The organism is Lentzea indica, from assembly GCF_012184385.1.
Lineage (GTDB): Bacteria > Actinomycetota > Actinomycetes > Mycobacteriales > Pseudonocardiaceae > Lentzea > Lentzea indica.
Window position 1 is genome coordinate 1 of sequence record NZ_VSRL01000051.1, and the last position, 19,837, is coordinate 19,837.

Sequence of the window (19,837 nt, forward strand, 5' to 3'; positions counted from 1 at the left end):
CGCGTTGCGGCGCATGCTCTACGCCGACTCGCACACCTGGCTCGCCGACAACCTCCTGGAGCGCGGCGACCGCATGTCGATGGCCGCGTCGCTGGAGCTGCGCCCTCCGTTCCTCGACCACCGGGTCGCCGAGCTCGCGTTCTCGTTGCCCAGCAACGTGAAGGTGCGCGGCGGCACGACCAAGTGGGTCGTCAAGGAGGTCGCGCGCCAGCACCTGCCCGCCGACATCGTCGACCGCCCGAAGTCGGGCTTCAAGGTGCCGCTGGACGCCTGGTTCCGCGACGGCCTGCGGGACATGGCGTACGACCTGCTGACCGGGCCCACGTCGTTCGTGGGCAAGACCTTCGACCGGGCCGCGGTGCGTTCGCTGCTCGACGACCACGACTCGGGTGACCGCAACGAGCAGCCGCGCATCTGGACGCTGCTGTCGCTCGAGGTGTGGCACCAGACTTTGACCTGGTAGGGCCGCGCATGTACGTCGCATCGTCCCGTCCGGCCAAGACCGACTTCCGCAAACGGTTGCCGGGCACCGTGTTCGCGCTGGGCACGGTCAGCCTGCTGACCGACATCTCCGCGGAGATGATCACCGCGTTCCTGCCCGTCTACCTGCTCTTCACGCTGCAGCTGGGCTACGCGCAGTTCGGCCTGCTGGACGGCATCTACACGGGCGCCACGGCGGTGCTGCGGCTGGTGGGCGGCGCGGTGTCGGACAAGTTCCGCAGGCCCAAGACCGTCGCGGCCGCCGGATACGGACTGTCGGCCGCCACGAAGGTGTTCTTCCCTCTGGTCGGGGCCTCACCGTTCGGCATCGGCGCGCTGATGGCCGCGGACCGGGCGGGCAAAGGCATCCGGACGGCGCCCAGGGACGCCATGATCTCGCTGGCCACGCCCGAGGACCGGCTCGGCGCCGCGTTCGGCGTGCACCGCAGCATGGACACGTTCGGCGCGCTGCTCGGGCCGCTGGTGACGTTCCTGCTGCTCGCCCAGATCGGCATGGTGCCGGGGCCCATCTTCGCGGTGTCCGCGGCGTTCGCGGTCATCGGCCTGATCGTGCTGATCTCGTTCGTGCGGGAGACACCGACCGACAAGAAGCCGAAAGGGCCTCGGCCGTCGTTCAAGGCCGGGCTCGGGCTGCTCAACGACCGGCAGTTCCGCAGGACCACCATCTCGGCCGGGTTGCTGGGGCTCGCGACGGTGTCAGACGCGTTCGTCTACGTGCTGGTGCAGAAGGCCACGAACATCTCGCTCGGCTACCTGCCCCTGCTCCCGCTGGGCACGGCGGTCGTCTTCCTCGCGGCCGCCGCGCCTCTCGGGAAGCTCGCCGACGGGATGGGCCGCTGGCGGATGTTCCTCGTCGGCCACGGGCTGCTGCTGGGCGTGTACGCGCTGCTGTTCATCCCGGAGGGCGGGATGGGCGTCGCGATCGCCGCTCTGCTGCTGCACGGCCTGTTCTACGCGGCCACGGACGGTGTGCTGTCGGCCAAGGTGAGCGAGACCGCGCCGGAGTCGCTGCGCGCGTCAGGGCTTTCCGTCGTGCAGACCGGCCAGGCGCTGGGACGCCTCGTTTCGTCCGTCGCTTTTGGACTGCTGCTGCAGTACGCGAGCTTCGGAACGGGCATGACGGTGGCGCTGTGTGCGCTCACCGTCACGCTTTTCGTGGCTGCTGTGTTGAATCATTAACAAGATCAGATCTGCTTCCGCTCACGAGAAAAGCGCTCGTGAGCGGAAACGCGCTCAACCGCGAGCAGCCAGCTTCTGCTTGATCGTCTCGAAGCCGTTCCTGCCGAGCACCTTCATGGCCGCGTTCTTCGCCGCCACCCGCCCGGAGTCGCGCACGAACCGGATCGGCTGATCCACCAGACGGTCCTGCGCCACCGCCCGCGCACCCGGCGCCGGCACGTCGTCCAGCGAGGCACCGAACGACGCCCTGTACGGCTCGGGCGAGACCAGCCGGCCACGCGTGCGGTTCGAGACGTTGCCTCCGTGCACGACCTGCAGCCAGCCCGGCGCGCCACCCAGCTCCACGACCGGGAAGTGCAGGTGCATGTGGTTGTGCCAGTGCGCCCAGCACGTCACCGGCTCGTCCCAGCTCTCCCGCACCGAGACGAACGCGTTGTGCCTGTCCGCCCGGTGGTACAGGCCGCCCGGCGACTTGATCAGGCCGTTGACCAGGTAGTACGCCGCCGTCGTCGTGGGGCGGGGTGCGGCGCAGAGCCGTTCCACGAAGTCCACGGACAGGCCGTCGTCGTTGTCCAGGTTCGTGGTGATGAGCTCGTCACCGGTGCGGGAGTACAGCGACCGGATGTCCGATCTCAGCTCGTCCCGCGAAACCTCTGCGCGGTAAACGGGCGTGTACGCGTCGCCGTGTTGCGCGATTTTGTCCTTGAGCCACTTTGGTGATTCGGGGTCGAAATAGATGAGCCAACGCGTCCGTTTGTCGGTCTGCGCTAGAACCGATGGCAGGCAGTAGCGCTCGAACAGCGCAACGCGTTCGGTCAGCCATCCTTCCTTTGCCCGGACGTAACTCTCGGCGCCCTTGGAAGGCAGGTTGAAGCGCGTCAGGATGACGTGGTCCATGACTCCCCTTACTCCGGTCATCCCTACATCGCCCGATGGGCCCAAAACGTTGCGGCGCTAACGAATGCCGGGCGATACCGATAGCTAGGTTGTGCCAACGCTTCCCACAGTGGACGTCGTGATCCCCTGTTACAACTACGCCCACTTCCTGCCGGCCTGTGTTCGCAGTGTTCTCGACCAGCCCGGCGTGGACGTGCGGGTGCTTGTGATCGACGACACGTCATCGGACAACACACCCGAGGTGATGGCCGAGCTGATGGCCGCCGACAAGCGCGTCGAGGGCCGCAGGCACGAGGTGAACAAGGGACACATCGCCACCTACAACGAGGGTCTGCTGGAGTGGGCGAGCGCCGACTACACGGTGCTGCTGTCCGCGGACGACCTGCTGGCGCCAGGAGCGCTGCAGCGCGCGGCCGGGGTCTTCGAGCAGAACCCGGACGTGGGCATGGTGTACGGCCGCGTCGTGTATTACAGCGACCACAACGCGTTGCCGAAGGTCACCCAGCTGCCGACCAGGTCCAGGGTCTGGCGCGGTGACGAGTGGATCGAGAACCGCTTCCGCAGCAGCCGCAACGTGATCTCCTCGCCGGAGGTCGTGGTGCGCACCAAGGTCCAGCAGAAGGTCGGCGGCTACCGCGCCGACCTGCCGCACGCCGGCGACCTGGAGATGTGGCTGCGGATCGCGGCCGTGTCCGACATCGGATACGTCAGCGGCAAGCCCGCCGCGTACTACCGGGTGCACGAGAACTCCATGATGCGCACGACGTTCAAGTCGGTGTTCGCCGACCTGGAGCAGCGCCGTGACGTGTTCGACCTGGTGCTGGAGCAGAACCCCGGCCTGCCCGCGAGGCTCAAGCCGTTGGTGCGCAAGTCGATCGCGGGCGACGCCCTGTGGCGCGCGGTCCGGCTGCACGACCGCGACCAGCTCGACGGCACTGAGAAGGAGCTGCTCGACTTCGCTCGCGAGACGTACCCCGCGCTGGAGGAACTGCCGGAGTACCGGGCACTGCTGCGCCGCCAGAAGTTCAGCCCGTCGTTCCTCAGCCGCACCCAGCTGTTCCTCGCACCGCACGCGTACAAGCGCGCCAAGCTGTGGGCGGGCACGCAGCGCTGGAAGTGGCGGGGCGAGTGGTGAGCACGCAGCAACTCGAAAGCAAGGTCTCTTCGGCGATCCGCTGGAGCGCCATCAACTCCTTGTTGCAACGGCTCGCCGCCGTAGGCATCAGCGTCCTGCTTGCGCGCCTGATCGCCCCCGAGCAGTTCGGTGTCTTCGCGGTCGCGCTCGTCGTCCTCAACATCGTCCTGAGCGTCTCCGAGCTCGGTGTCAGCGCCGCCCTGGTCCGCACCAACGGCCCGGTCGACGAGATGGCACCGACGGTCACCACGTTGTCGCTCGCGTCCGGCACGCTGCTGGCGTTGATCTGCGTGGTGGGCGCGCCCTGGTTCTCGAACGCGATGGACGCCCCGGAGGCAACGGGCGTCATCCAGCTCATGGCGGTGGCGTTGGTGATCGCCGGCGCCAGCGCGGTGCCTGGCGCGATGATGCAGCGCAACTTCCGCCAGGACCACAAGTTCTACGCCGACACGGCCGCGTTCCTCTGCGGAACGGCCGTCGCGGTGGTGCTCGCCTTCATGGGCTTCGGCGCGTGGAGCCTCGCGTGGCAGCGGATCGCGCAGAACCTCTCCGCCGCGGTCATCATGTTCTGGCTCACCAAGGACCGCTTCCGCCCCGGCTGGAATCCGGTCCAGGCGAAGGAACTGCTGGCGTTCGGCCTGCCGCTGGCCGGGTCGAGCCTGCTGATCTTCGGTGTCATGAACGTCGACTACATCGTGGTCGGCGCGATGCTCGGCACGGTCCAGCTCGGCTTCTACCTGCTGGCGTTCAACCTCGCGAGCTGGCCGGTGGCGGCGTTCTCGGCGCCCGTGCGCAGCGTCTCGCTGGCCGCGTTCTCGAAGGTCCGCGAGGACCCCGAGCTGTTCCAGAGGTCGTTCGGCCGCGCCCTCGGTCTCCTGGCGCTCGTCACGGTCCCCGCGTGCGTGCTCCTGGCCGCACTGGCCGAGCCGCTCATCCGCGTCGTCTACGGCGAACGCTGGGCACCCGCGGCGACCGCACTGGCGTTGCTCGTGCTGCTCGGCGCCGTGCGCGTCGCCCTCGAGCTCGGCTACGACTTCCTGGCGTCCGCGGGACGGTCGCGGGCGATCCTGTGGATCCACCTGGTCTGGCTGGCCGCGCTGGTGCCGTTGCTGGCGCTGGGCGCGAAGTTCGACGGCATCCGCGGGGTCGCGGCGGCGCACGTGATCGTCGCCGTCGTGGTCATCACGCCCGCGTACCTGATCGCCTTCAAGCCCTACGGCGTCCGCGCCGGCGCGCTGGGCACACGGCTGCTGCGCCCCTTCCTCGGTGGCGTGCTGATGGTCGCCGTGGTGCTCGGAGTCAGAAGCGTGATCGACAGCGAGGTGCTGCAGATCCTCGTCGGCGGCGCCCTGTCCTGCCTCGCCTACGCGCTCGTGGTGCTCCCGATGAGACACGAAGTCCTTGCCGTGCTGCGGAAGAAGGCCACCCCGTGAGACGACTGAGACAGGTCACGAAGATCGTGCGCGAGCAGGGCGCCCGGCAGCTCGGCGTCCGCCTGCTCACCGCCGCGACCCGCAGGCTCGGCGGCGAGGGCGAAGAGATGCCCGTGCGCCTGGAGGACGTCCGCAAGGCCGACGTCGAGTCGCGCAAGCCCGTGGTGATCCCGCCGATCGGCCAGGACGGCAAGCTCACGATCAACTGGGTGACCACTCCCCCGTCCAAGGGATCCGGTGGCCACACCACGATGTTCCGGCTCATCCGGCACCTCGAGTCGCTCGGCCACGAGTGCAGGCTGTACCTGTACGAGACGTTCGGCAACACGGTCGCCGACCTCGAACCGGTGGTGCGGGACGCTTTCCCGTTCTTCAAGGGCTCGATCCACGACGTGACCGACGGGATGGCCGACGCGCATGCGGTGTTCGCAACGGCGTGGATCACCGCGTACCCGGCGTTCAACGACCCGTGCGCGGGCAAGAGGTTCTACCTGGTCCAGGACTACGAACCGTGGTTCTACCCGTCCGGCGGGCTGTACGCACTGGCGGAGAACACGTACCGGATGGGCATGCACGGCTTCACCGCCGGCCGGTTCCTCGCCGACAAGGTCCGCGACGAGCACGGCATGCCCGCCGACCACTTCGACTTCGGCTGCGACGCCGACAGGTACAAGCTCGGTGACTCCCAGCGCGACGGCATCGTGTTCTACGCCCGCCGCAAAGCACCGCGGCGCGCGTTCGAGCTCGGCCTGCTCGCGCTGGAGCTGTTCGCCGAGAAGCACCCCGACCTGAAGATCCACGTCTACGGCGAGAAGATCGGGCAACCGGGGCCGCAGTTCGTCGACCACGGCCTCGTCACGCCCGACGACCTCAACGCCATCTACAACCGTTGCTTCGCCGGGTTGTCGCTGTCGATGACCAACGTGTCGCTCGTGCCGCACGAGATGCTCGCCGCCGGGTGCGTGCCCGTGGTGAACGACGCGCACTTCAACCGCGTGGTCCTGGACAACGACCACGTCCGGTACGCGGCACCCACCCCGCACTCACTGGCGCGTGCGTTGTCCGAAGTGGTCACATCGCCGGACTTCGACACGGTCGCCCGCGCGGCCGCGTCCAGTGTGGAGGGACGTTCCTGGGATGCGGCAGGACACGAGCTCGAGAAGGTGCTCCGCCGCGAGCTCTCTACGTGACAGGAGACGGCGAAGTGGCGTCCGGGATCAGGACCTTCGCGGGCTGCGAGCCATCAGCGGGGACGATGTGAACCGCGGGCAGCTTGGCGTCCTTGGGCACCGCGGCGAACGCCAGCTCGTTCTCGCCCAGCCAGGTCGCCTGGTCGTCGATGCCTGCCGTGCCGGGAAGCCGCTTCTCGGTGTTGCTGGCGAGGTCGAGCACGGCCAGGTCCCACGGTCCGAGGCGGCCGATGCGCTTCTTGTAGGCGACCTTCGTGCCGTCCGGCGAGAGCGACGGGCACTCGGCGTCACGGCGCAACGACGTCACCGTCTTGGCGGCGAGATCGCCCTTGACCAGCCACGTGAAGCCACCGCTGGCGAGGGTCGCGTAGAAGGTCCGGTCGTCGGAGCCGACGGTCAGTCCCCAGTAGTTGACGTCACGCGCGGTGAGCACGGAACCCTCGACAGTGGCGGTGAAGTGCTCCAGCGACTCGACGGTCTCCCCGGTGCGCACGTCGAGGAACCCGGTGCGGGTGGAGAACCCTCCGGGCACCGAGTACGAGTCGCCAGTGACGAAACTGGTCCACGACACCACGTTCCCGGACCGAGACACCTTCGCCCTGCTCGGGATGCCAGGCAGCGCGACCGACTTGACCGGCTTGCCGTCACGGCTGACCTCGGCGGCGTAGGACGGGCCGGGACCGGCCAGCTTGAGGCACACGCTCGTGCCGCTCGCGGCGTAAAACCGCTGGCAGGCAATGTCGGTCGGCGTGCGGGCACCGCTGCCGGCCAGCTTCTCGACCCGGTTCTGCCCACCGGCGAGATCGACGAACAGCAGATCGCCGACCTTGGCCTGCGACACGTGCTCGGTGCCCGCCGGCTCGTTCGCGTCGCCGGCGGCCGTGACGACGTAAGCCGCTGTCCCACCGACGACCACGAGAATGGCCGCGATGGTCACGGTCAGTCGTCCTGCACGCATGCTGCCTCCTGGGTTCCTCTTCTTCATCGCTCAGGGGCTACAGCCTGTAACAGTTGGCAGCTAACTCCGATTTTCCAGGCAGGCGATACCCTACGAACATCGCGTTCGCAAGACCGAGCCGCGGATCGGGGATTTTGATGGACTTCTGGGGAACCGTACGAGTGCTGCGGCGGCGGTGGTACATAGCCCTGCCCGCGGTGCTGCTCACCGGTGTCCTCGCCCTGTACGTCTACATCACGGTGCCGACCCGCTACGAGTCGAGCGGCGTGCTGGTCCTCACCTCCCCCGCGGCCGGTGGACGTTACTCGGAGAAGACCAAGCCCGAGGACGTGGTCAAGGTCAACCCGCTGCTGCAGTTCGACGGCAGCCTCACGACCACCGCGCAGATCCTGACCCAGGTCCTGGGCGACCCGAAGACGGCGGAGGAGCTGGCGGGCAAGGGCTCGACGGCGACCTACACCGCGAACACGGGCCCTGTCGGCGGCCCGCTGCTGTTCGTCTCGACCGAGGCCGACTCCGCCGTGGCGGCAGAGGGCCTGGTCGGCAAGGTGCTCGACAAGACCGTGGCCGAGCTCGCCTCGCAGCAGAAGGCGCTCAACGCGCCTGAGCAGACGTTCATCACGGCGCAGATCCTGGTGAAGCCGACCACGGCGTCGGCCAAGATCGGCGGCAAGGTCCGGTACGTCGGCGCCGCCACGGTCGTGTTGTTGCTGCTGACGATCGCCTCGACGTTCGCCGCCGACTCGATCCTGCTGACGATCAAACGCCGCAAGGAATCCGGCGCGCCACCGTCCGAGAAGGACGCTTCCCCACCGCCGCCCTCGCACGCTCCCCCGGCCCGGCCGCAGCCGCAGGCCAACGGCGCGCCCCCGCAACGGCCCCCGATCCAGGGCCAGGGCGTGCCGAACGCGCACCAGAAGACTGTCATCATCCCCGCGCCCAAGCCGAACCCGGCATGGCCGACCAAAGACGACTGACCCAGCAGCGTGCCGACGGAGCCACGCTGCTGATCTTCTACCTGCTGGCTCTGCTCGTCGTCCCTGCCAGGTTCACCATCGCGTTCGTCCCGATCACGCTGCCGCCGGCGTTGTTCGTGGCGCTGTGCCTCGCGGTGCTGTGGTTCGCCGCCCACCTCGTGGATCATCTGTCGATGGCCAAGGGCCGCAACGCGGTCCGCACGCTCCTCGCGGTGTACGTGATCCTGCACCTGACCACGTACGCCATCGCCACCCGCCGCTACCTGCCCGCCGACGAACTGTCGGTGTCGGACTCCGCGCTGATCCGGATCGTGGCGATGTCGGCACTCGCGGTGTTCGTCTGCGACGCGGTCCGCAGTGGCGAACGGCTGAGCCGCGTGCTCAGGGTCATGGTGGGCTGCCTGACGTTCGGCGCGTTCATCGGCCTGATCCAGTTCGGACTCGGCATCGACCTCGCGTCGTACGTGACGCTGCCCGGCCTGCGCGTGCAGGACAACGGCTACTCGGCGCTGGAGTCGCGGTCGATCTTCTACCGCCCGGCGGGCACCGTGAACCACCCCATCGAGTTCGGCCTGGTCTGCGTCCTGGGCGTGCCGTTCGCCGCGCACTTCGTGTTCCAGGCCCGCGACCGGGGCGAACCCGTCGGCCGCTGGTGGACGGCGCTGTCGCTGCTGAGCCTGATGGCGATCCTGTCGCTGTCCCGCACGGCCATCATCGGCCTCGTCGTGACCGGCCTGGTGCTCGGCCTGCTGCTCCCACGCCAACGCGGCCTGCCGCTGCTCGGTGTCGGCGCGCTGTTCCTGGGCGGCGCCTCGGCCGTGGTACCGGGCCTGTTCGGCACGGTGACGTCGATGTTCTCCAACATCGAGGACGACCCGTCGTTCCAGGGCCGCACCAAGGACTACGACGGCGCGTGGTTCGAGATCGCCAAGCACCCGTGGATGGGCCGCGGATTCGGCACGTTCCTCCCGTCCAAGTACACGATCCTCGACAACCAGTACCTGCTGACGATGATCGAGAACGGCTACCTGGGGCTGCTGGCCTACGTCCTGCTGTTCATCGGCGGCATCTTCGCGGCGCTGCGGGCCCGCTCGCTGTCGAAGAACGAGAACGTGCGCGGGATCGCGGTGTGCCTCGTCAGCGCGATGCTGACGTCGGCGCTGGGTGCTGCCACGTTCGACTCGCTGAGCTTCAGCGTGGCCACTGGGATGACTTTCCTGTTGATCGGGGTTTCTGGGGCGTTGCTGCGGGTTGCCAAGCAGGAGGTCGTTGCGGCTCGGTCTGTGGTGGTTGGTGAGGGGCGGGCCGGCTGACCCGGTGGGCGGCGGTTGTCGCGTTGCGTTGACGGGCGGCGGTTGCGTTGGGGCGGCACGGCTTCGCCTTTCGCCGACCCGGCACATGCCCTCCTCCGTCGGGCGTGTGCCGGACCGAGTTTCTGTGGTTGGCGTCCGTAGGTGGTTGCGGGGCGTGGTGCTGTTGCGTGCGTTGGCGTCGGTTGCGTGGGTGGTCCCTAGGGGCGTGTTGCGTACAAGAGAGAGTTTGTGCGCACGGTGCCATAGGGGGTCTGACCTGCGACTTCACCCGATTGTGGAATGGAATTCGAACACGTGTTCATGCCACAATGGACGCATGTCAGCACTCGGACTTGCTTCACCGCTTGAGCTCCTCGACGAGCTCAAGCGGAAAGTTCGTGCGCTGCAACAGCTTCAGTTCCAGATCGTGGAGATCGTCGGCGCGCTCGATCAGCAGGGTGCGGCGGAAACGTTGGGGTACAAGGATCTCGTCGAGGTGTTCAAGCACGCGTTGCGTTGGGATCCCAAGGTGTCGCGCCGCAAACTCGCACAGGCCAAGGCTTTGTGTCCCACGGTGACGCCGACCGGTTCCAGGGTCGAACCCGCGCTGCCCGGAGTCGCAGCGGCGATGGCGGACGGCGCGCTGTCCGAGGATCACGTTGAGGTTCTTGCCGAGGCGATGGCCGCGCTGCCTGCCGCAGCCGAGGAGCACGTCGTCGAGTACGCGCTGCGGCACGAACCCCGTTCAGCCAAGGCGTTCTGCAAGGAGCTCGCCTACCGGCTCGACCAGGACGGCCCCGAACCCAAGGAGCCAGAGCCGGTGCAGCCGCGCAACGTGGTGCGGCGCCGGTGGCAGGGTGGCCGGTACCAGCTGTTCGCCGACGTCGACGCGGAGACCGGCGCGAAGCTGGACGCGTTGATCGACCCGTTGGCCAAACCCGAACCGGACGACGTGAGGTTCGCGCCGGAACGGGAGGGCGACGCGTTCTGCGAGATCGTCGACCTCGCCCTGCGCGCCGACCAGTACCGCATCTGCGGTGGCGAGCGCGTCCAGCTCACCGTCACCGTCGACTACGACAAGCTCCGCGCGGGCATCGGCACCGCCCGCCTCGACAACGGTGAGCACATCCCGATGAACCAGGTCCGCAAAATCGCCTGCGACAGCGGCATCATCCCCGTGCTGCTCGGCAGCCGCTCCCAGATCTACGACGTCGGCCGCAAGACCAGGACCATCAACGCGGGCCTGCGCCGCGTGCTCGTCGCCAGAGACGCAGGATGCGCCTTCCCCGGCTGCACCAGACCGCCCAAACACTGCGAAGCCCACCACATCCGCTACTGGTCCGACGGCGGTGAAACAATCCTCGGCAACCTCGTGTTGCTGTGCCGCCGCCACCACGACCTCGTCCACCAGTCGGACTGGCAGGTCCAGATGATCGGCGGACTACCGGTCTTCCGCCCGCCCGCGTTCATCGACCCGCAACGAAGACCACAACGCAACCTGCTGCGCACCGCCTAGACCGCCCGGCGCGGGTCGCCCGGCCTAAGTCGCCCGGCATAGGCCCCCGGCATAGGCCCCCGGCACAGGCCGCCCGGGGTAGGCCGCCCGGGGTAGGCCACCGGCGCGGGTCGCCCGGCCTAGATTCGCCGGGGCCTAGGCCGCCCAGCGCAGGTCACCCAGACAGGTGAAACTTGTCCCGATCCACGCCTGGCGCCCTCTAGTAGATGTCACGAAACCATGGTCAACTCACACCCGCAGAAATGCGGAACGCGGGGGGCGGCGGCAAGGAACATGGCCAGCGCCAGACGCCGCCGCACCCCGGAAACCCGGACTACGGCAACCCGGACTACGGCGGCTCCACGGGAGGCGTTAGACAGCCTTCAGGCCGTCCGGGGTCTCCTCGTGCCGGGCACCGCACTCGGGGCACGTGTGGTCGGCTGAGAGCCGCGCACCGCACGCGCAGACCCAGCCCTTCACGACCGCCGGGTTGCCCGCCACGAACGCGTGCGCCGGCACCGAGCGCGTGACGACCGAGCCGGCGGCGGCGAACGCGTGCTCGCCGATCTCGGTGCCGCACACGACCACCGTGCCCGCGCCGAGCGTTGCGCCGCGGCGCACCAGCGTGGTCTCCAGGGCGTTGCCGGTCTTCTTGATGTGTGCGCGAGGCCGCAGGTCGTTGGTGAACAACACGTTCGGGCCGAGGAACACGTCGTCCTCGCACGTCACGCCGTCGAAGACCAACGTGCCGTTCTTCACCGTCACGTTGTCGCCCAGCACCGCGCGCGACTCGACGAACGCGCCGTCGCAGATGTTGCAGTCACGGCCGATGCGCGCGCCTGGCAGCACGTGCGCGAAAGCCCACACGCGCGTGCCCTCGCCGACGTCGTCGGACTCGCACAGTCCCTGGGGGTGCACTCGCACGCCGCTCATCGCAATGCCTCCGTCAGCGCTTCGACGACCCGAGCCTGCTGCGACTCGGTGATCTCCGGGAACAACGGTAGCGACAGGATTTCCGCGGCCGACGACTCGGCGACCGGGAACGACCCCGTCAGGTGAGCGAACGCGCCGGTCTTGTGCAGCGGCGTCGGGTAGTGGATGCCGGCGCCGATTCCCGCGGCGTGCAGGGCGGACAGCACGCGGTCGCGGTCCGGCACGCGCACGACGTACAGGTGCCAGACGGGCAGGTTGCCGTCGAGGACCACCGGAACCCGCACGCGCTCAGCGGAAGCCAGCATGTCGGTGTAGCGCTGGGCGGCGGCGCGGCGGGACTGGTTCCAGCCCTCCAGCCGGCGCAGCTTCGCGGACAGCACCACGGCCTGGAGCGTGTCGAGGCGGCTGTTGAAGCCGAGCACCGGGTGCTCGTACTTGCGCGGCGAACCGTGCTCGCGCAGCAACCGCACGGACTCCGCGACGGCATCCGAAGTGGTGAGCACCGCGCCGCCGTCGCCGTAGGCGCCGAGGTTCTTGCCGGGGTAGAACGAGGTGGCGGCGGCGACGCCCAGGCCACCGACGGCGACACCGTTGCGGCGAGCGCCCTGGGCCTGTGCGGCGTCCTCGACGACCGGCAGACCGTGCAGCAGCTCGACCGGCGCGGCCTGGCCGTACAAGTGCACCGGCACGACGGCCTTGGTGCGGGAGGTGACCACCGAGGAAACGGCGGAGACGTCGATCAGCAGTGTGTCGTCGACGCAGTCCACGAGCACCGGGGTGGCGCCGCAACGGGCGACCGCCTCGGCGGTGGCGATGAACGTGTTGGCGGGCAGGACGACCTCGTCACCGTGGCCGACGCCCAGTGCACGCAGCGCGAGCTCGATCGCGTCGGTGCCGTTGCCGACACCGATGGCGTGCGGAACCTCTTGGTAGGCAGCGAATTCCGACTCGAACCTGGCGACCTGCGGACCGTTGATGAAGGCTGTCGTCTTGAGCACCTCTGCCCAGCCGTCGGCCACCTCGTCGGCCACCTGCTCGTGCTGGGCACGCAGGTCCACCAGCGGAATCTCGATCACGCGCTCTCCCCACGCAACGGGCGGGCCGGCACGCCGGCCCACGTCTCTCCTGCCGGAACGTCCTGCAGGACAACGGCTCCCATGCCCACCACGGCACCGGCGCCGATCTTGCACCCCTCGCGCACCATCGAGCCCTGGCCCAGGTACGCGGACTCCCCCACGAAAACACTCCCGCCGAGCGACGCACGGCCGGCGAACGTCACGCCGTCCGAAACGACGTCGTCGTGGGTGATCAGCACGTGGGGCATCGCCACCACGTGCCGGCCGACAGAAAGCGGGGTCGTGATCACGACACCCGCCAGCACAACGGTGCCCACACCCAACGAGGCACCGGACGTGACGGCCGACGGATGCACGACGGTCGCCCATCGCTCGTCCGGCAGCCCGAGACGCACAGCAAGCGAAAGGCGGGACAGCGGCCGCCGCGCGTTCGCAACGCAACAAACGACGGCCGCGTCCGGATGTTCACCGATCTGGTCGAGCCCGCCCAGCACGGGCACCCCGTCGATCAGGGTGCCGTGCAGGGCGGTGGAGTCGTCCAGCGCACCAGCGAGCCGCCAGACGTCCGGGAGGAGGCGGACCGTCGCGATCACCTCGCGAGCGAGTCCGCCTGCCCCGATGAGCAGCAACGGCCGAACCGTCACTGGAACACCACGTCCACCCAGTAGTTGCCACCGTTGTAGGTCGAGGTCGGGAACCCGGACCCGGAGGTGAACACACCGGCCGACGGTGCGGCGCTCAGCGGCGATGAGGTCACCGTGCCGAAGTAGCCGGCGTTCACCGCGTAGTGACCCGTGGTGGTCGTGTACGAGGCCACGTACGTGGTCCCGGCCGTGATCGACACCGGCGACGAGAACGTCAGCGTCTGCCAGCCCGACTCGGTCTCGTTCGAGAACGTGCCGGTTGCCAGACGGGTGCCGTCCGCGGACCAGAGCGACCCTGTGTGGGTACCGGTGTTGCCGGCGCCCTTGTAGAACTTCACGCCGGTGATCTGGCCGTTGGCCGTGGAGGTGAACTTCACGCCCAGCTCGTACGCGCTGGTGTCATCAGCCGAAGTCACCGTCGGCACGGTCGCCGCGCTGAACAGCGAGCACGGACAGGTCTGCGTCGTCGCCGACGTGAACGACCACGTGACCGGGTTCGCCATCATGTTGCCGAACGTGTCCGCGACCTTCACGGACACCGAGTACACGGTGGACGCCGCGAGCCTCGCGGCAGGCGTGAACGTGACCATCCTGCCGTCCGGCGACAACGCCAGCGTTCCGGCGATGCGAGCGCCACCGGGATCGCTGACCGTGAACTGCGCATCACTCAGGTCGACCGCCTCGTTGAACGATGCGGTGACCGCCGACGTCAGGTCCACTTCGGACGCCCCGGACAGCGGCGTGTGCGACTGGTGCACCGGGGCGTCGTTGTCCGCGTTGGGCTGGTAGACGACGTCGACCCAGTAGTTGCCAGAGCCGTACGTCATCGTCGGGAACCCGGAGCCCGGCGCGAACACGCCGTTCTGCTCCTGCGGTGCCATCAGCGGTCCCGAGTTCACCGGACCCGTCGAGAAGTACCCGCCGTTCACCGCGTAGTGGCCGGTGGTGGTCGTGTACGACGCGGTGTAGGTCTGCCCGGCGCTGACGATCACCGGTTGCGCGAACGTCAGCGTCTGCCAGCCGGTCGCGGTCTCCGCGGAGAACGTGCCGGTCGCGAGCCTCTGACCGGAGGCGCTCCACAGCGAGCCCGTGTGCGTGCCGGTGTTGCCCGCGCCCTTGTAGAAGCGGACACCGGTGATCTGGCCCGACTGGGTCGGGCTGAACCGCACGCCCAGCTCGTACGCGCCGCCGTCATCGGCCGACGTCACCGTCGGCACGGTCGCCGTGCTGAACAGCGAACACGGACAGGTCGGCGTTGTCGTGGTCGTGAAGCCCCACTCCGCGGGCGTCGGCATCGCGATGCCGTTGACGTCCGCGATGCCCACGCGCGCCTGGTACCGCGTGCCGGGGACGAGCTTGCCGGACGGCGTCCACGTGACCGTCTTCTGGTCACCGGACAACGACACCGAGCCGGAGAGCTTGCCGCCCTTCGGGTCCGTCAGCCAGATCTGCGCCGACGCCGGGTCGACGGGCTCGTTGAACGTCGCCGTCAGCGTGCTCTGCAGGCCCACGTTCGTCGCGTCGACGGCCGGCGTGCGGTTCGTCAGCGACGGCGGCGTGGTGTCGCCGTTGAGGCCGTTGCGGTAGATGACGTCGACCCAGTAGTTCGTGGCGTTGTACGACGAGTTCGGGAACCCGCCGCCACTGCCGTAGCGGTAGACGCCGTTGCCGCCGTCCACGCCGTTCGGCAGGGCGTGCAGCGACTGGTAGTCCGCGCCCTGGCCGTTGAAGTAGCCGGAGCTGACCGAGTAACGGCCGTTCGGGGCGTAGTACGACACGACGTAGGTCGTGTTCGCCTGCACCTGCACCGGCGAGTTGAACATCAGCTTCTGCCAGCCGGACGTGGTCTCGGCGGTGAACGTTCCGGTCGCGAGCAGCAGACCCGTGGAGGTCCACAGCGAGCCGGTGTGCGTGCCGGTGTTGCCGGTGCCCTTGTAGAACCGGACGCCGAGCACCTCGCCCTTGCCGTCGAAGCGGACCTTGGTGCCGACCTCGACCTGGTTCGTGTCACCGGCGTCGATCACGGCGGGTCCCGCGAAGTCGTCCCAGATCGTGCACGGGCAGGCCGCCGGGCGGGGCGAGCCGGTCGTGAACGTCCAGTTCGCCTGCGAGGACAGGTTGTTCGACGCGTCCGCGGCCTTCATCGTGACCGTGTAGGACGTGGCGGCCGCCAGCGGTGCGGACGGCGTGAACGTCACCGTGCGGGCGTCAGCCGACAGCGACTTCGTGCCGGTCACCGCACCGGCCGGGCCGGTCACCGTGACCTGGGCGGAGTTCAGCGTGACGTTCTCGTCGAACGTGCCGGACACGGTGGTGTTCAGCGCGACCGAACCGGCGTTGGACACCGGGGACATCGCGGTCTGGACCGGGGCGCGGGTGTCGGGACCGGGGTCCGGCGCCCACACCACGTCGACCCAGTAGTTCGTGTGGTCGAACGTGTTGTTCGGGAAGCCGGCGCCGAAGCGGAACACGCCGTTCGGTCCGTCCACACCGGACTTCAGGCCGGTGACCGGTTCCATGTACGCCTGCTGGTTGAAGAACCCGCCGGTGTCGTACGCGAAGTGGCCGGTCGGCGTGAAGTACGAGACCACGTAGGTCGTGTTGCCGGTCACCGCGATCGGCGACGGGAAGAGCAGTGTCTGCCAGCCCGTGGGCGACTCGTTGGCGAACGTGCCGGTGGCGAGCAGGTCACCGTTGGCCGACCACAGCGAACCGGTGTGCGTGCCGGTGTTGCCGGTGCCCTTGTAGAACTTCACGCCGCGGACGTAGCCGCTGCTGGCGGCGCGGAACTTCACGCCGAGCTCCAGCTGCGAGCTGTCGTCTGCGGAGGTGATCTTCGGGACCTCCTGGCCGGAGAACATGCCGCACGGGCAGGTGCGGGCGCCGACGTTCGGTGACGCCTGCACCGGCGTGGACAGGTTCAGCGAGTCGTCGACGGCGCGGACGCGCAGTGCCGCGGCACCGGACTGCGACGGCGTGTAGGTGTAGCTCCACGTCGTCTGACCGGCCTGCCAGGTGGCGTAGTGCCAGCGGGTGCCGCCGTCGGTGGAGACCTCGACGCCCGCCACGCGGCCGGACGCGTCGATCACCGTGCCGCTGAACGTGTAGGGCTGGCCGACCGTGGACTGCGACGGCAGGTTCGTGATCTGCACGCCGGGTGCCGCGTTGTCGTTGATGGCGCCGGAGATGACGAGCTGGTCCGCTCCCCACAGCTGGTAGGGCTGCACGCCCATGTCCGCGAGGAAGTTGACGGTCGCCTGCTTGATCCGCTTGTCCGAGGTCGGCGTGTTGGTGAGGAACGCGTGTTCGTCGTCGACGCCCCACGCCCACTGCACCGTGCCCGCGCCGAACACCAGCGCGCCGGAAGGTGCCCGGTAGTACGTGATCGCGTGCGTCTCGGGGCCAGAGCCGTACTCGTCGCCGTAGTTCTTCAGCCCGTAGTAGCCGTCGAGGTTGACCGTGGTGCGCGACATCTGGGCCACGCCGGCGGGCTGGTGGCCGTTGTCGTACACGGTGTTCCACTCGTAGCCCAGCGTGCCGGGCTCGAACGTGTACGTGGTGCCGGAGGTCATGTTCTGCAGGTCGGTGTTGCGCCAGAGCCGCATCTTGCCGTACGCGGCCGGTACCTGCAGCGCGTCGTCACGCCGGCCGTTGACGGTGAACATGTTGCCCAGCAACGCGTTCTCCGGTCTTCCGCCGTCCTGTGGCGGGCTGTAGCGCGGGTCGCGCCACGTGCCGGTCCAGTCGTTCAGGCCGTCGTTCTGGGTGCCCTTGGTCTCCTTGAAGCACGCCACGGTGCGCCAGTCGGTCTGGGAGGAGTCGATGCTCTTCTCGTAGCGGGTCTTCCAGAAGATCTCGTTGCCGGTCAGGAACGCCATGTGCACGCCGGCGTCACGAGCGGCCATGACGTTCGCCATCTGCTCGTTCGACCAGTACTCGTCGTGGCCGACGGCCATGAACACCTTGTGGTTCTTGATCAGGTTCCCGCGCCGCGCCGAGTCCACATCGGTGGTGTAACTGAGGTCGTACCCGTTGCGCTCCAGGAATCTCAGCATCGGGTACTCGGCGTTGAAGATGAAGTTCTCGTCGCCGTCACCGCCGGTGTACGGGCGGTTGTAGCTGACCTTGTACGACGAACCGCCCTGGCCGGGGCCGTCACCGAAGTAGAGGCTGTTGCCGCCGTAGCGGTTGTACGCGACCCAGGTGGCGTCGGAGGTCTGGAAGAAGACCTTCGACGTGGACGCGTCGTCGCGGACGACGAACACGATCTCGTTCTGCACGCCGGTGTCGTTGCGCGTCAGGCGCGCGTAGTAGATGCCGGAGACCGCCGTCGACGGGATGTTCCAGGTCACCGAGACTGCCCAGTTGCCGCAGTCGATGAGCGCGGTCGGCCCGTCCCGCAGACATGGTGGCTGGTTCTGCGGCGTGTTCCGGTTGACCGTGCCCATGTACCGCGCGCCCTTGCCGCCGTACCAACCGAGCCGGTAGATGTCGAGCTTGTACGACGACGCGGACGTCAGCATCTTGAAGCTGACGGTCTGGCCGACGTTGTAGCTGATGTCGGTGGTGTAGCCGAGGATCGCGTCGTCGCGGTACTGGGCCTGCCAGTTGTCGGCACCGGGCTGCGTGTTCTCGCACGCGACCTTGTTGGTGACCGGGAAGTCACAGGGAGCGGCGTTGGCGTTGGGCGCGTTGAAGACCCCGAGCACGAACATCGTGGAAGCGACCAATGCCGTGATCACAAGCACCCGCACGAGACGCGACTGCTGAGCCACCATGGGTTTTCACCTCTCGGACGGAGTTACCGTGTGTGATCCGCGCACTACGCTGGACAGCACAGGGCTGCTACTCCGAACGTCGGCGTTTTGATGGAAGCTGTTACGTGCCAACACAAAAATGTTCCGGTTCAAGCTGAATCTTTATCTTTCAACCACGTAGGGTCAGATGGGGTGCGTGGAGAGTTGCCGACAACGCTGACACGACGGTGTCCTGGTCGTGCGCGGTCATGTCGTGGAAGAGCGGGAGAATCAGCGTCCTGGCGGTGAACGCCTCCGTCACCGGCAGCGGGGCGCTGGGGTGACCCTCGTAGGCGGGTTCGAGGTGTGACGCCATGATTCCGCGCCGTGCCGACACTCCACGTTCGGCAAGGCCCGCAAGGACTTCCTGGCGATCCGGCGCGCCCTCGGGCAGCCAGACCCAGAACGACTGGTAGTTCGTCGTGCCGTACTCAGGGTCACGAACCGCGGTGATCGGGGAAGCACTGTCCACATCGATCTGAGCGAGCAACTCGTGGTAGCGGGCGGCCAGCTCACGGCGACGGGCGATGATCGCGTCCAGTTTGGACAACTGGACCAGGCCGACGGCTGCCTGGATGTCGGTCATCCGGTAGTTGAACGCGGTCTCCAGGTACTGCTCGATGACCGCGGCACCGCCGTTGTGGCGGTCCGCCGCGGACACGCTCATCCCGTGTTCCCGCAACCGCTTGAGCCGAACGGCCCAGTCCGCGTCGTCCGTGGTGACCATGCCGCCCTCACCGGTGGTGAGGAGCTTGCGCGGGTGGAACGACCAGGCCGCCAGCAGCGCGTTGGTGCCGACCGGCTTGCCCTTGTAGGTGGAGCCCGCCGCGCAGGCCGCGTCCTCGATCACCGAGATGCCGCGCGGCTCGCACAACGCCTTGAGCGCGTCGACGTCCGCGGGCACGCCGGCCTGGTGCACGACCATCACCGCACGCGTCCTGGCGGTGAGGACCGGTTCCACTGTGGACGCTGTCAGGTTGCCCGTCTTCGCGTCGACGTCGGCGAACACCGGTGTCGCGCCGGTGTAGCGCACGGCGTTCGCGGTCGCGATGAACGACAGCGACGGCACGACGACCTCGTCGCCGGGACCGACGCCGAGCAGGTGCACGGCGAGGTGCAGGCCCGTGGTGCAGGAGGACACGGCGACACCGTGCCCAGCGCCGACGGACGCGGCGAACGCCTCCTCGAACTGGCGAACCCTCGGCCCTTGCGCCACCCACCCGGACCGCACGGCCTCGGCGGCGGCGAGCGCCTCTTCCTCACCGAGCAACGGCCGCATAACCGGAATCACAGCTCTACCTTCTCGTTAGCGGTTCTGGTGTCTGCAAGTA

15 protein-coding genes are annotated in these 19,837 nt (G+C 68.3%); 8 read left to right on the forward strand and 7 right to left on the reverse strand.

Annotation, left to right across the window (positions count from 1 at the left end):
* Positions 1-463, forward strand: a 463-nt coding sequence (locus tag FXN61_RS16595; protein ID WP_188135135.1) for an asparagine synthase-related protein, incomplete at its 5' end; no start/stop codon positions are given.
* Positions 464-471: 8 nt separating this feature from the next.
* Positions 472-1,680 carry an MFS transporter gene (locus FXN61_RS16600; RefSeq protein ID WP_167974908.1) on the forward strand — a complete coding sequence of 403 codons (1,209 nt, stop codon included), beginning with the start codon at positions 472-474 and terminating at the stop codon, positions 1,678-1,680.
* Positions 1,681-1,734: 54 nt separating this feature from the next.
* Here the strand turns inward: FXN61_RS16600 and FXN61_RS16605 are convergent, their stop codons facing one another.
* Positions 1,735-2,577: a glycosyltransferase gene (locus tag FXN61_RS16605; RefSeq protein WP_167974910.1), complete on the reverse strand. Its 843-nt coding sequence runs from the start codon at positions 2,575-2,577 to the stop codon at positions 1,735-1,737.
* A 91-nt stretch (positions 2,578-2,668) separates the two neighbouring features.
* Between FXN61_RS16605 and FXN61_RS16610 the strand changes: the two genes are divergently transcribed.
* Genes FXN61_RS16610 through FXN61_RS16620 form a run of 3 tightly spaced genes read left to right on the forward strand, consistent with a single transcriptional unit; the run spans position 2,669 to position 6,335 of the window.
* Positions 2,669-3,712: a glycosyltransferase gene (locus FXN61_RS16610; protein WP_167974912.1), complete on the forward strand. Its 1,044-nt coding sequence runs from the start codon at positions 2,669-2,671 to the stop codon at positions 3,710-3,712.
* Positions 3,709-5,145 (forward strand): lipopolysaccharide biosynthesis protein, encoded by a 1,437-nt coding sequence (locus tag FXN61_RS16615; protein ID WP_167974915.1) that lies wholly within the window; start codon positions 3,709-3,711, stop codon positions 5,143-5,145. Before FXN61_RS16610 ends, FXN61_RS16615 begins: the two co-directional genes overlap by 4 nt.
* Complete coding sequence (locus FXN61_RS16620; RefSeq protein WP_167974917.1) at positions 5,142-6,335, forward strand: rhamnosyltransferase WsaF family glycosyltransferase; 1,194 nt, start codon at positions 5,142-5,144, stop codon at positions 6,333-6,335. The genes FXN61_RS16615 and FXN61_RS16620 overlap by 4 nt, the downstream gene beginning before the upstream one ends.
* Here FXN61_RS16620 and FXN61_RS16625 read toward each other — a convergent pair.
* A complete protein-coding gene (locus tag FXN61_RS16625) occupies positions 6,328-7,293 on the reverse strand; it encodes a TolB-like translocation protein (protein ID WP_167974919.1) in 966 nt (321 codons plus the stop codon). The two genes, FXN61_RS16620 and FXN61_RS16625, sit on opposite strands and share 8 nt — an antisense overlap.
* A gap of 137 nt (positions 7,294-7,430) precedes the next feature.
* Here FXN61_RS16625 and FXN61_RS16630 point away from each other — a divergent pair, with 137 nt between their 5' ends.
* The 3 genes from FXN61_RS16630 to FXN61_RS16640 all read left to right on the forward strand — a co-directional run bounded on the left by FXN61_RS16630 (position 7,431) and on the right by FXN61_RS16640 (position 11,078).
* On the forward strand, positions 7,431-8,270 hold the full coding sequence (locus FXN61_RS16630; RefSeq protein WP_167974921.1) for a YveK family protein: 840 nt from the start codon (positions 7,431-7,433) through the stop codon (positions 8,268-8,270).
* Positions 8,249-9,583 carry an O-antigen ligase family protein gene (locus FXN61_RS16635; RefSeq protein WP_167974924.1) on the forward strand — a complete coding sequence of 445 codons (1,335 nt, stop codon included), beginning with the start codon at positions 8,249-8,251 and terminating at the stop codon, positions 9,581-9,583. The genes FXN61_RS16630 and FXN61_RS16635 overlap by 22 nt, the downstream gene beginning before the upstream one ends.
* Before the next feature lie 316 nt (positions 9,584-9,899).
* The gene (locus FXN61_RS16640; RefSeq protein ID WP_167974926.1) at positions 9,900-11,078 is read left to right on the forward strand and encodes an HNH endonuclease signature motif containing protein; all 1,179 of its coding nucleotides are present in this window, start codon (positions 9,900-9,902) and stop codon (positions 11,076-11,078) included.
* A 351-nt stretch (positions 11,079-11,429) separates the two neighbouring features.
* Here FXN61_RS16640 and FXN61_RS16645 read toward each other — a convergent pair whose 3' ends face one another.
* The 5 genes from FXN61_RS16645 to FXN61_RS16665 form a co-directional block, all read right to left on the reverse strand.
* Complete coding sequence (locus FXN61_RS16645) at positions 11,430-11,990, reverse strand: acyltransferase (protein WP_167974928.1); 561 nt, start codon at positions 11,988-11,990, stop codon at positions 11,430-11,432.
* Entirely contained in the window at positions 11,987-13,066 is a 1,080-nt protein-coding gene (locus FXN61_RS16650; protein ID WP_167974930.1) for a DegT/DnrJ/EryC1/StrS family aminotransferase, read from the reverse strand. Before FXN61_RS16650 ends, FXN61_RS16645 begins: the two co-directional genes overlap by 4 nt.
* The gene (locus tag FXN61_RS16655) at positions 13,063-13,710 is read right to left on the reverse strand and encodes a NeuD/PglB/VioB family sugar acetyltransferase (protein ID WP_167974932.1); all 648 of its coding nucleotides are present in this window, start codon (positions 13,708-13,710) and stop codon (positions 13,063-13,065) included. Before FXN61_RS16655 ends, FXN61_RS16650 begins: the two co-directional genes overlap by 4 nt.
* A complete protein-coding gene (locus tag FXN61_RS16660) occupies positions 13,707-18,488 on the reverse strand; it encodes a DUF4082 domain-containing protein (RefSeq protein ID WP_167974934.1) in 4,782 nt (1,593 codons plus the stop codon). The genes FXN61_RS16655 and FXN61_RS16660 overlap by 4 nt, the downstream gene beginning before the upstream one ends.
* A gap of 148 nt (positions 18,489-18,636) precedes the next feature.
* Positions 18,637-19,797: a DegT/DnrJ/EryC1/StrS family aminotransferase gene (locus FXN61_RS16665; RefSeq protein WP_312877790.1), complete on the reverse strand. Its 1,161-nt coding sequence runs from the start codon at positions 19,795-19,797 to the stop codon at positions 18,637-18,639.
* Between the last annotated feature and the right edge of the window lie 40 nt (positions 19,798-19,837).